General features: G+C 60.8%; 9 protein-coding genes. 4 read left to right on the forward strand and 5 right to left on the reverse strand.

What is annotated here, in order from left to right; genetic code table 11:
• The first annotated feature begins 112 nt into the window (after positions 1 to 112).
• Positions 113 to 853, forward strand: a complete 741-nt coding sequence (locus TBK1r_RS29060; RefSeq protein WP_145218516.1) for an FHA domain-containing protein — start codon at positions 113 to 115, stop codon at positions 851 to 853.
• A 36-nt stretch (positions 854 to 889) separates the two neighbouring features.
• On the opposite strand, the gene TBK1r_RS29065 is transcribed toward TBK1r_RS29060, so the two are convergent.
• Positions 890 to 2,602 (reverse strand): NADPH-dependent assimilatory sulfite reductase hemoprotein subunit, encoded by a 1,713-nt coding sequence (locus TBK1r_RS29065; protein ID WP_145218518.1) that lies wholly within the window; start codon positions 2,600 to 2,602, stop codon positions 890 to 892.
• A 174-nt stretch (positions 2,603 to 2,776) separates the two neighbouring features.
• On the opposite strand from TBK1r_RS29065, the gene folD reads away from it, so the two are divergent.
• Positions 2,777 to 3,670 (forward strand): bifunctional methylenetetrahydrofolate dehydrogenase/methenyltetrahydrofolate cyclohydrolase FolD, encoded by an 894-nt coding sequence (gene folD / locus TBK1r_RS29070; RefSeq protein WP_145223141.1) that lies wholly within the window; start codon positions 2,777 to 2,779, stop codon positions 3,668 to 3,670.
• Between the two features lie 274 nt (positions 3,671 to 3,944).
• Here folD and TBK1r_RS29075 read toward each other — a convergent pair whose 3' ends face one another.
• From TBK1r_RS29075 to TBK1r_RS29090, 4 genes are all read right to left on the reverse strand, one after another.
• Positions 3,945 to 5,306, reverse strand: coding sequence for a methyltransferase RsmF C-terminal domain-like protein (locus TBK1r_RS29075; RefSeq protein ID WP_145218520.1), 1,362 nt, complete (start codon positions 5,304 to 5,306; stop codon positions 3,945 to 3,947).
• On the reverse strand, positions 5,303 to 5,668 hold the full coding sequence (locus tag TBK1r_RS29080; protein WP_145218522.1) for a hypothetical protein: 366 nt from the start codon (positions 5,666 to 5,668) through the stop codon (positions 5,303 to 5,305). The genes TBK1r_RS29075 and TBK1r_RS29080 overlap by 4 nt, the downstream gene beginning before the upstream one ends.
• Positions 5,665 to 6,687 carry a hypothetical protein gene (locus TBK1r_RS29085; protein WP_145218524.1) on the reverse strand — a complete coding sequence of 341 codons (1,023 nt, stop codon included), beginning with the start codon at positions 6,685 to 6,687 and terminating at the stop codon, positions 5,665 to 5,667. Before TBK1r_RS29085 ends, TBK1r_RS29080 begins: the two co-directional genes overlap by 4 nt.
• Before the next feature lie 286 nt (positions 6,688 to 6,973).
• The gene (locus TBK1r_RS29090) at positions 6,974 to 8,143 is read right to left on the reverse strand and encodes a fatty acid desaturase family protein (protein ID WP_145218526.1); all 1,170 of its coding nucleotides are present in this window, start codon (positions 8,141 to 8,143) and stop codon (positions 6,974 to 6,976) included.
• Between the two features lie 217 nt (positions 8,144 to 8,360).
• On the opposite strand from TBK1r_RS29090, the gene TBK1r_RS29095 reads away from it, so the two are divergent.
• Positions 8,361 to 9,638 (forward strand): BaiN/RdsA family NAD(P)/FAD-dependent oxidoreductase, encoded by a 1,278-nt coding sequence (locus TBK1r_RS29095; protein WP_419580494.1) that lies wholly within the window; start codon positions 8,361 to 8,363, stop codon positions 9,636 to 9,638.
• 350 nt (positions 9,639 to 9,988) lie between these two features.
• Positions 9,989 to 12,814, forward strand: a complete 2,826-nt coding sequence (locus tag TBK1r_RS29100; protein WP_419580495.1) for a c-type cytochrome — start codon at positions 9,989 to 9,991, stop codon at positions 12,812 to 12,814.
• Positions 12,815 to 12,841: the final 27 nt, after the last annotated feature.

The following is a 12,841-nucleotide window of genomic DNA, read 5'->3' on the forward strand; positions in this document are numbered from 1 at the left end:
TCATCCAATGCCATGTGCCGCTTCGCGTAATCTTCACGACAAGTCCCTATGATCACAGGCCGATCGTGGCTGATGATGTGTTCTTCGTCAAACCGGACTTGGCAGTCGACTCTTGTTTCGTCTCACCCTTCTGCAGACCAATGGCTCGCGAAGAGGCAGTCGACACATCATTGACCGATCGCCCTACTTGATCGGTCGCAACGAGCAGTGCGATCTGACGTTTGCTTCGCGGTCGGTCAGCCGAAAGCACTGCAAGATCACGTTCAATGACACCGACGTCTTGATACAAGATTTGGGCAGTCGAAACGGAACCGTCGTGGAAGGGGAATTGATCGAGACTGGCGTTCCCAAGCCGCTCAGCCACCACGATCATCTGAAAATCGGCAAATACACCTTCCGCGTTTCCATACGCGACCAGGCAACCGGGAAGCCCTTTCGTTTCAAGCCGACCGATCTTTCCACGCTGTCGGGGCCACCGGTGGTTCCGGCAGACACGTCCAAAGGGGCGGCGCAACTGTTGGTCGAGCTTGATGAACTCGCGTCGGACCTGGGGCGTTCGCAGGGATCCGCATCCCCGTTGCTGCGCCGTTTCGCGGCCACCGACGAGCCGGAGATCAAGGCCGATCCGGTGAAGGCGGACGAGTCGGAACAGGACGACCAAACGTCCTCGACCACATCGATCCAGGTTGCCGACGGCGGCGTTCCCTCGACGGACCGTTTGGACGTGTCCGCGGACGACACCGAGTCGGCTTCCCCGGAGTCGCGTAAAATTCCCGATCATCTCCGCCCGAAGCGACCCAAGGATTCACAGAGCGCCGCATCAGCGGCGCTCCGGAATCTGTTCATTCGCTAGGTTCGATGGACCGTGTCGGTCACACGTGCGGGCGCGTTAGGGTTTCGGTGCGGCAGCGGCCATCACGGTCAGGTCTTCCTGTCCGACCCGGGCACAGAAATCGCCCAGCGACTCGCCTTCGTTTCGATTGGCTTTGTACGCCGAGGCGATGGCGACGATCTCGCCGGCGATCTGATCCGACGGGACCAAGTCCTTGTACAGATACGCCAATCGATTGCCCAGCCATCCGCCGCCGGCAAACAGGGTGTACTTGTCCTTGGCCTTTCCGACCAACGCCAAGTCCGCGTTGTAGGGGCGGGCGCATCCGTTGGGGCACCCGGTCACTCGAATCGTGAACCGTTCCTTGTCTAAACCGAGTTTGGCCAGGGGTTGTTCCAGGTCGTCGATCAGACTGGGCAAACGGCGTTCGCTTTCGGTGATCGCCAAACCACAGGTCGGCAATGCGACGCAGGCCATGGACCAGCGGCGGACCGTGCTGGTTTCCTCGGTCGTGCGAACGTTGTGTCGCTGGATGATTTCGATCAGCTTGTCTTTGTCGGCCGGATCGATGTCCGTCACGATGATGCTCTGGTGACCGGTCATCCGCAGTTCGGTGCCAAAGGTTCGACAGACCTCACGCATCATTGCTTTGAGTTGACGGTGATCGTTGTCGTACAGACGGCCGTTTTCGATGTTCAGTCCGTAGGACCATTTTCCGTCGCCCTGGTCTTGCCAGCCCATGTGGTCGTCGAAGCCGGTCACATCATCGGGCTCGCAATCGGCCAGCGGCTGGCCGAATTGCTCTTCGACCGCGCGGCGGAATTTTTCAACGCCCCACTCATCGACCAGGTACTTCATCCGTGCGACCTTGCGGTCGGCGCGGTTGCCATGGTCGCGCTGGACCTTGATCACCGCCTTGCTGACTTCGACCGCTTGTTCGGGCGTGCAAAACGCCATCCGCTTGGCCAGCGCGGGATAGGTTTTCTTGAGGGCGGGCGTGACGCCCATGCCGCCGCCGACCAAAACGTTGTAGCCGACGATCGCACCGTCGCGGACGACGGCCAGGAATCCCAGGTCTTGCGTGTAGATGTCGATGCAGTTGTCTTCCGGCAACGCGATCCCGACCTTGAACTTTCGCGGCAGATAGGTCGGTCCGTAGAGGGGTTCAACGACCGGCCCGCCGCCTTGGAGCGTTTTTTCACCGGTCTCCGGATCGGTCAGCCACAGCTCGTGATAGGCCGGTGTTTGCGGGGCCAGCGCGGTGACCAGTTCATCGGTCAGTTGGACCATCGCCTGGTGCACTCCGTCGGCACGTTTGGCCGGGCAGCACATGACGTTGCGATTGACGTCGCCGCAGGCGGCCAACGTCGACAATTCGATTTCGTTGATGCGATTGATCGTCGCACGCAGGTCTTTCTTGAGCACGCCGTGCAATTGCAGTGTTTGCCGGGTCGTGATCTTCATCGTCGAATCACCCAGCTCGTCGCACAGATCCAATTGGGCGAGCATCTGCTGGCTGGTGATTCGGCCACCGGGGATCCGGCAACGGACCATCATCGCGTACGCTTTACCGCCGCCGGCTTTCTTCAATTCCACCCGCTTGTCGCGATCGTCTTGCTGGTAGGTGCCGTGAAATTTCAGCAATTGAATGTCGGACTTGCCAAAATGATCGGTCTCGGCGGCCATCTCGGTGTCGATGGTGCCCTTGAGATACTGGCTTTCCTCTTTGATTTTTTCGACCGGGCTAAGCTTCGGCGCTTCGGTAGACATCGAGTCAAAAATCCTGTGTGATATCGTTTCGCGGGTCGGGGACCTGGCGAGAGAAGAACTGTGAATCTACGCGAACTATAACGCTCAATCGCAATTCCCACTATGGTAAACCCATCGGCCGATCACAGGCTGGCAGAACAGGGGTGCGACGAGCTGACGCAACACGAGGCGAACATGACGGCAGTGATTTTGGATGGAAAACAGGTTGCGGCAGAAATCCGCGCAGATCTCGCCAAGGAAGTCGCAGATTTTGTTGCCGGCGGCGCCCCGCCACCCTGCCTGGCCGCCGTGTTGGTGGGCGAGGACCCCGCCAGTCAGGTCTACGTGCGAAACAAGGCGCGTGCCTGCGAAAAAGCCGGCATCGACGGCCGCACTCATCGCTTGCCCGCCGACGCCGGTCAAGACGAACTGATGGCGTTGATCGCTGAACTCAACACCGACACCAACGTCAACGGCATCTTGGTTCAACTCCCGCTGCCGACAGGCTCCGGCGTGGAGTACGACGAGCGGGAAATTCTCGACGCCATCGATCCGCTCAAGGATGTCGACGCCTTTTCGCCCGTCAATGTCGGCCTGTTGATGCAGGGCCGGCCGCGATTCCTGCCCTGCACCCCGCACGGCATCGTTCAGCTGCTCGGGCGATCAAACCTGTCGGTCGCGGGGAAAAAGGTCTGTGTCGTCGGGCGCAGCGACATCGTCGGCAAACCGATGGCGATGATGCTGGCCCAGAAAACCGGTTCGTGCGGCCCCGACGTCGCCAATGCCACCGTGACGATCGCCCACAGCCGGACCGCGAATCTGGCCGACGTGTGCCGCGATGCGGATTGCTTGATCGCCGCGATCGGCCGCCCCGAAATGATCACCGGCGACATGATCAAACCCGGCGCGATCGTGATCGATGTCGGGATCAATCGCGTCGGCGACAAACTGGTCGGCGACGTGGCCTTCGATCAGGCCAAAGACGTCGCCTCGGCGATCACGCCGGTTCCCGGCGGCGTCGGCCCGCTGACGATCGCGATGCTGCTGCACAACACCCTGGCAGCGGCGAAACTGCAAAGCGGCCGTTAGATGCGAGTCGACGCGTTTCGAGATCGCGTGATGAACCGTTGCCTCCGGCATGGTCGAGAGAGAAAATGGGTCAAAAAATGGGTTGGTCAAAAAATGAAGGCAGCTGCTCGGACTCGATTGGCGAACCACCCCATCGCTCCTCCTGCCTCATTTTTGCTGCCCCCATCCATCTCTGGCCAACCCATTTTTTGACCAACTCATTTTTTGACCAACCCCTGCTTTACGCCCGTTTCGGCCCCATCAAGCATTGGGTCGAACAGGCTTAGCGGGACGCCTATTGCACGATCATCCGGGCCGCGGCGGGCAGGTGATTTTTGCCGGTCCCGCGAGACGCCTTCACCCAGCCCAGCGCTCGGCCCTGGTAACGCACGACGCACCAGCCCGATGCCTCGCACGGGATCGGTTCGCCACCGAGGAACCGCTGTGCCGTCGTCGCATCGACTTCGATCCCTTCCGTCGCCCGCAACGCACCGGTTCGACGTAACGCCGCACCATGCGCGGGCTTCCAGGTTTGGCCGGTGCGATAGGCCGCTTCGGGACCGCCGGCGGCAATCGATTCGACCCACGGCGGGGCGTCTTCGGGCCATGCCCAAATGACCGCGCCGGCAACTTGGTATCGCTGCGGCGTCGCGTCGAACCAGTCGCCCAATTCCTCCGGCAACCGCTCCGGCTTCTTGCGGCGTTTGCGTTTCGCTCCAATCGCCGGCGCAGCGGGAATCGCGTCGTCGAGGTCACAGCGCAGCGACGCGGCAAAACTGCCCGCACAGTCGTGGCGGTGGGGCCACAAGCGATAGCTGCATCCGGTCTCGTCGCTCGCATAGTCTGCCAGGCGATCGAGTGGTTCGGATGTCACGCCGTCTTGGTCCAATAACCAACGCACTTGAGATTCGTTTTCCGCTTCGGCGAACGTGCACGTGCTGAGCACCAATCGGCCTCCGGGGCGGAGCAGGTGGACGGCCGACGCAAGAATCCGCTTGGCCCGCAACGCGCTGTGTTCGATCTGTGTCTTCGAAACCGCGGCCAGACTTTGTTTGCCGCGTCCCAACAATGCTTGCCCGCTGCAGGGGACATCGGCCAAGACCACATCAAAGATGCCGCCGAGTCGCGATTGCAGCCGCTCGGGATCGAGACTGGAGATGGCGTAGCGGTCGCTCCCGGTGCGAGCCAGGTTGTACGCCAACGGTGCAATGCGAGATTGGATCGGTTCATTGGCCAGCAAAAAGCCGTCGCCGATCGATTCCAACAGGGCAGTCGATTTGCCGCCGGGCGCGGCGCATAAATCACAGATCAATCGGTCGCGTTGCGGAGGCCGATCTGCGTCGGCGGCTGCCAAGGCCAGCATCGAACCGGCATCCTGAATAAAAAAATCACCGGCGGCGTACGAGAGTGTTCGGCTCGGTCGGACCTCCGGGTCGGTGCACTGATAACCGAGCGAATACCACGGGATTGGGCGGACCGGGAACGCGATGTCCTGGGGATCGATGTCCTGTCGATAGCGCACCGCGCTGGGGTGTCGCGACATCAAGGCGGCCGAGAACGCGGCGAATTCTTCGGGACGCATCGAGACGTTTCCGAGTGCCGCCACCAGCGGTTCCAACATGTCAGCCTGATCCGCGCCAGACGGTTCGTCGTTCACGTTGTGGTGCGCTGCAAGTATTTCAAGGCCGAGACCACCAGCGACAGGACGCAAGCCAGCAGCAGGGGCGATGTAAACGTAAACATGATGAATGCCCGATGCGCCAGCCGACCGACGTCTTCACCACCGTCCTCCGCTTTCCCGTACAGCAGCACACTGAGTTCTTCGCGGATCGCCGGGACTTGTGATGCGTAGAACAGGGCAGCCGAAATGAAGGCGAACACGACCATCATCAACAACATCATCGACAGACTGATTTGAATCCTGGGGCCATGCTTGGCGGGGCGCGGCGAGGCATCCGATTCGGCCGGCCCGGTCGCACCGCGTGGTGAGGATTCAGGATTTATCGAAACTGGACTCATCCGTCGATCGCCTCCTTGGGCAATTCCGGCAACGGCTCCACCGGCGCTGCGGGCGGTTCCCAAAGATCCTCCGCCTCTTGGCCACCGGTGTCACTACGGAGCAACAAATAGACTCCCCCGAGTAGACCAAATGCCAGCGTGGTTTGCCAGGCAACGACGACCATGGTGATGGCATCAACGGCGGATTGAATCTGAACACCGTTCGGCGAAATCACCCACGTGACGATCCGTGCCGCCAGCACCGATGCCCCGCCGATTCCGCCCAACAATATGCCGAACAGAAACACCATCGCTCCGGAAAACGCCACGTACCAGGCCAGCGACAGCGGTCGACGATACAACGATTCGTAGCCGCGGCTGAGCGAATCGATCGGGTCGGGCGTCGGTTCACAGACCATTGCCGCGAGCGCCAGCGGTACGGCGAACAGGGCTCCAAATCCCAGGATACCGACCGGGATCGCGGCGACGCCGATCGCCCAGCCGGTGATGCCAGAGACCAAGGGCACGTCTGCCACGAAACTCGGAAGTCGGATCAGAAACACGCCCACCATCAATGCCACGATGCACAAGCAGGGCAGGATCGGCACGAACAGCGATCGCCAAAGCCGCGATCCAACCAAACGCAGCGTCTGGCCGGCACGCGGCAGAGGTTTGCCCGCAGCCAACGCCGCGCCGCCACGGCAAACGAACTGAATCACCGGAATCCAAATGATCAGCAACACGGCGGCCAGCAGCGATCCGAGCAGCGGACCGGTCCACTGAAACATCGCCACCAGCAGTTGAATGTGGGAATGCAGCTCCCAAAATCGGCCCGGCTGGAGAGGTCCCTCTGCGAAAAACGACGCGATCGTTCTGGTCGCAATGCAGGCGAGCAAGACGACTGCGACGTGACTGGGGGAAGCGAGGATCCTGGGGATGCGGGTCAGGCGAATCCAGGATGCCACGTCGACCCAGGAACGCATCCGAGAGAACATCCCGGATTCGAAGTCGTAACCGGCGTGAATCTCGCTCTTGTTCAAGCCTGGGCTCCGCTTCGTCCGATCAACCGTGGGCAATTCCGACCAGGGGCGACACGCACCGTCGTGGTCGCTCGTCTCCTTCAGGCCGCAGTATCACGTACGCGGTGCCGATCACGCAAGAAGCCCACTGCCGCGTCGTCGAGATCGATGGAGCTCCGCTGAAATCAATCAAGCCGCCTGGACGCTGGCGCGAACCGGCTGATGTCAATCGATGATCAGCCGTTTGCCGCGAGCCTTCGGGCCCAAGCCTCGACACCAACCTGCGTGTCACTGGCTCAGCGGTTGATCACGCCGCCATCGCGGACGGTTTGCTTTCGGCTGGTTTCCCGCGATCGCGAGCCCGTCGCCACAGCGCCTTGATCTCGGCGGTCAAACTGGTCGCGACCGTTCGATGATACGGCGAGTCGGCCGGCAACCCCTCGATCAGCCGACGATGAGCTTCGCCCAGGTTGTGATAGGGCAAGCGGGGGAACAGGTGGTGCAAGGCGTGGTAGCGTGTTCCGATCGGACCCCACAGTTCGCTGATCCACGGATGGTGGGGATAGTTGACCGAATCGAGCAACTGTTCTTCGAACGTCATCTCGCCGCCGTCGCCCGTCCATCGATGCGCTCCCAACGTGCGGACTTCATTCAGCGTCAACAATCCGATTGCAACGCTGTACGCGACGATCCACAACGGATCAAACCATTCCCCGGTGACAATCTTGTGGCGGAAGATCAATCCGCTTCCGACCAGAAAACAGAAGAACTCCTGCATCACCACGATCCGCATTTCCTTGTCCGACGGATCGTCACGCTCGTAAAACGGATCCACCACCATCGTCGACGCGTGGCGGTGCACGAACGCGCGGGCTCCCGGGATCAGCCAGCAAACCGGGCTCAGCACCACGAACCGAAACAGACCCAAAACGGGAATGATCAGCGCCTGGCCGATGAAGCCGACGATCATCCACGGGCTGTGATGGCTGAGCGACAGGTACTCTCCGTCATGGTCGGTGCCGTAATGTTTGCGTCGATGGTGATCGACGTGCGGATAGTACAGAAACGACGGCACAAACAACGGGATGCCGCACAAGGCATTCCACGCGAACCGAAATCCTTTGAACCCTTCTTTGGGTAAATGGACCAGCTCGTGAATGAACATCACCGAGCGCATGAACAACAGCACGGTCGCCAGGTACGACACGATCACAACGGGAATCACCCAGGGGGCCGGCCAGAACAATCGCGGCACGTGCAGCGTCGCGTTCAAGGCAATGAAGCCGCCGACGATCGACAGCAAGAAATCTGTCCAGTAGATTCGCGGATTCGGTTTCGTCAAATCACCGATTAGATTGCGCGCTTCGGCAAAGGAAAACTTGCCGTCGCCACGCGGCGGAGCAGGAACCACCTTCGGCGTTCGTTTGGGGTCTGGATTAGTGTCGCTGGCGAGTTGGGCTGGGCTATCAACGGACATCGCAGAACAATCGTGTAGTGGGTCGCGGTGGTGATCCGACACGCGGTTGGGTAAACCACGTGGTCGAACGGAATCCTCGTTTGGATTGTATCGTCCCTGGAAGTGGGCAAATCTGACTGGCCGTCCTAGTAAACCCCCAGTTTAAATCGCTTCTTACGGCCTTGCCCGCATATTCCCCAAAGTTACTGACGTCACGATTGTCGCAGGCAGACCGCACATGACCCATTCACCGATGCTCGACAAATCCGCACACTCGATCGTGGTGATCGGCGCCGGGGCGGCCGGTTTGGTCGCTGCGGCGGAGGCCGCGATGAGGGGGGCGAGCGTACTGCTATTGGAGAAGAATGGCAAAACCGGGGTCAAGATCTTGATGTCCGGTGGAACCCGCTGCAACATCACCCAGGACACCGATGCCAAAGGGATCGTCCAGGCTTTTGGCAAGGCGGGGCGATTTTTGCAAAAGTCCGTCGGTGCCTTCGGACCGGCCGATGTCGTGGCGATGTTTCACGAACACGGGGTGCAGACCAAGGTGGAGTCGACGGGGAAGGTGTTTCCGCAATCCGATCGCGCGATCCACGTCCGTGACGCCTTGCAACGACGCGCCGTCCAAGCGGGTGTGAAACTTCATTTGCGGTGTGCCGTCACCGCGGTCGAAAAAGCGGCCGACCAGTGGCTGGTCCATACCGAATCGGAATCGATCCGCTGCGATCGGCTGATCGTGACCGCCGGCGGCAAAAGTTGGCCGGGCTGCGGCACGACCGGCGATGCGTACGCCTGGCTGCACAAGTTGGGACACACCATCGTCCGGACCCGGCCCGCACTGGTTCCCTTGGTCGGCGGATACGATTGGACGCACAGCCTGTCCGGTTTGACGCTCGATGATTGCATCGCTTCGGTTTACCAACGCAGTGATTGGCAATCCAAGGCACCTTCCAAACGCAAGCCGCTGGTCAGCCGCCGCAGCAGTTGGCTGTTCACGCATCTGGGGTTCTCCGGCCCCGCAGCGATGGACGTCAGCGGCACGATCACCCGCGCCGATTCGTTCGACGACGTCACGCTGGCCGTCGACCTGGTGCCCCAGATGTCGGTCCCGCAACTTGAGAAGGCACTGACCGATCGTGGCGGCGGGGGACGCCGCACGACCACCGCCGTGATCACGGAGTGGTTGCCAAGTCGACTGGCCGAATCGGTCGCCCGAGCGAGTGACGCCGAGTGCCCGATCGCAGAACTTTCACGCACCAAGCTGCAGTCTCTCCTCAACGGGCTGAAATACGCGACGTTTCCCGTGCAAGGCACACGGGGGTTCGCCAAGGCGGAGGTCACCGCCGGTGGCGTGAAGCTGTCGGAAGTGGATCCGCGAACGATGGAAAGTCGCAAGGTCTCGGGGCTCTACATCGCCGGCGAAGTGCTGGACGTCGATGGCTGGATCGGAGGCTACAACTTTCAAGCCGCCTTCAGCACCGGACGAGCCGCCGGAATCGCCGCCGCGCAGTAACCTTCCAGCCTGCGATCCTCACCAGTGGCGTAAGCTTCCAGCTTGCGACTCTCGGCCGTCCCGGCCGACCCCCCTTCAAACCTCATCCGATTCGCGAAACCGTTCACGCCCCACAGCGTGTTGTGCCCCCCAACTCGACACCCAACCGCCGGTTCCTCGACCGACCCAAACAGACAACGTGCGCAAACACGACTCAGGACTGCGTATGGCGCACCGCGACGCCGTGTCACGCCGGTTTCTTGTGGCAGAGTCGCTCTGCTCTGCTTCGGCAAGCGAGATGCTTGCTCTACACTGCAGTTACACTGTCGACATCGAACAAGAACCTTGATCATCAGACGAGAACCCTTGGCGTGAATCGAATCCTGCTCGCCGCACTGCTGTTTGTACTCGGTTGCCATGCCGCGCGGGGACTGGCGCAGTCCGCCCCACAGCCCTCGTTGACTGATCAACTACTCGCCGAGGGCAGCCGAACATTGGCCGCCCAGGCTCGCGAGCGGGGAGATGCGGTCCGGGGAGCCATTTTGTTTTCGACCCAGTCACTCTCGTGCACCAAGTGCCATGCCCAGGGCGCTGTTGATCTGCTCGGACCGGATCTCACCCAAGTCTCCGCGGACCGGAATGACGAAACGATCGTCGAAGCCATTCTGCAACCGTCCAAATCGATCGCCAAGGGATTCGAATCGGTAAAGATCCTGACCCTGGAAGGTCGCGTGGTTACCGGGCGTCCGATCCGGCAGGACAATGACACGATTGTTCTGAGGGAACTGTCGGATACCAATCGCGTGATCGAGCTCGCATTCGACGACATCGATCTGTTGGAACCGCAAACGGTTTCTGCGATGCCGACCAAACTGGCTGATCAACTCAAAGACCGGCAACAGTTTTTGGATTTGGTCAAATACCTGATGGACATCGCCCAAACCGCGCAAGCACCAAACGTCGCCGCGTCGATGCACGCTTCACGGTCCACCTCGCTGGATCCTCGAATCCACGGATTGGTTTTGATGGACCAGTTCGGTTGCGTCCGCTGTCATGGCGACAACGCCGCGGCACCGACGATGCACGCTTCCACGCCGCCCAAACAGGCTCCGGTTCTGACCGCGGCGGCATCGCGAATCGATCCGCATTACATCCGACGATTCATCGCGGATCCCCACGGCGTGAAGCCGGGGACCAGCATGCCGGATCTGATGCAACATCTTTCCGATGAGGATCGCGATGCGGTGTCGACGGCGATCACCCACTATTTGATGTCACTGTCGAAGGATCCTTTTAAACGGGGATCGATCGACGACCAGTCGGCGGCGCGCGGTCGAGAACTGTTCCACTCGGTCGGATGCGTCGCCTGTCATTCACCGCGCGGCAAAGACGGCGACGAGTTGATGGCCGACAGTTCGGTTGCCCTCGGCGATCTGAGCCAGAAGTACAGCGTCGACGGACTTTCGGCCTTCCTGGAAAATCCGCATTCGGTGCGCCCGTCTGGACGCATGCCCGACATGAAACTGACGCACTGGGAAGCGGTCGATCTGGCAAACTATCTGGTCAGCGGTGCGGGAGACGATGCCGATCGCCGGCCGATGCAAACCGATCCCGAGAGGATTCGGTCCGGCCGCAAGTCGTTCACCGAACTCGGATGCGTCCAGTGCCATGTCGCCGAGGGCGGTCAAACGCAACAGGTGCAAGCCCGAGGGCGTGCCGATCGTTATCCGTCCCTGGCTGAATTGAACACGGCGCAAGGCTGTCTGTCGGCGAAGTCGGGGGCGTGGGCGAATTACCGATTGGACGACGCCCAGCGCGACGCGATTCGAGTCGCCCTTCAATCGTCCGCCGCCACGCTTGATGATCGAGAACACGTCGTTTTGACGATGGCAACGTTTCGCTGTGACCGTTGCCACTCGCGCGATGGCTGGGGCGGGGTGTCGGACCAACGCGATCCGTACTTCCACACGACCAATGAAAACCTCGGTCCCCAAGGACGGATCCCGCCGACGTTGAGCGGCGTCGGAGGGAAGCTACGTTCCAAATGGCTGCGCGACGTGTTGGTCAACGGTCGTTCCATCCGCCCCTACATGAACACCAGGATGCCGCAGTACGGCGCGGCCAACGTGGCCCACCTGGTCGATCGGTTTGCAACGGTTGACCCCAAGCCGTTGGTCGAAATCACCGAGACGCAGGATCCCAAGGAGGCTCGCCAAACGGGCTTGGAACTGGTCGGCAACGGCGGACTGAACTGCATCGCGTGCCACACCTTCCAACACAAACCGGCGCAAACCATGCCGGCGGTCGACCTGACCGAAATGGCCGAGCGACTTCATCGGGAATGGTTCTATCAATACATGGTCTCGCCGCAATTGGTCAGCCCGGGAACGGTGATGCCCTCTTTTTGGCCCGGCGGAAAAGCGATCCGCAAAGAGATCCTGGGCGGAGACCCGAACCTTCAAGTCGGAGCGGTCTGGGAATACCTGCTCGAAGGGCGGCAGGCCAGGACGCCGCGCGGATTGCAGTTGGAACCGATCCGGTTGTTGGCCGATCAAGGCCGTGCCGTGATGCTGCGTCGAAGCTATCCAGGCATCGGCAAACGAGGCATCGGAGTCGGCTATCCGGGCGGATTGAATCTGGCCTTTGACGCCGAACAGATGCGGTTGGCAATGATTTGGAAAGGCGACTTCGCTGATCCGGGCGGCGTCTGGCGCAGCCAGGGCCACGGAACCGTACGACCTCTGGGAAGCGACTTGATTCGTTTCCCGCCCGGGCCGGACTTGGACGATGCCCAATCACCCTGGATCGTTGACGAAGGTCGTCCGCCGCGTCACCAATTCACCGGCTATGACCTGGACGACATCGGCCGACCGACATGGACCTATCGATTCGGCGAAATCGAAATCGAAGATTACGCGATCGATTCGAAAGACACCGACGCCGACCAAGCGGTGTTGAAACGGACGGTGACATTCACGTCGAAGGACAAGCGTAACAACCTTGTCTTTCGAGTCGCATCGGGCGAGACAGTGAAAGCCATCGATCAGCAAACGTTTCTCATCGGTGAATCGCTGCGCGTCCGAGTCGACGCCCAACATCAAGCCGAAGTGGAGCAATCGGAAACGGGAATGCATTTGGTCGTTCCGCTCAGTTTGCCTGCCGGCGACACCACGTTGGAGATCCAGTACCGATGGTAACCCAGTGGGACAGGCTGCCAGCCTGTC

The sequence above is a fragment of the Stieleria magnilauensis genome (assembly GCA_007753675.1).
GTDB lineage: Bacteria > Planctomycetota > Planctomycetia > Pirellulales > Pirellulaceae > Stieleria > Stieleria magnilauensis.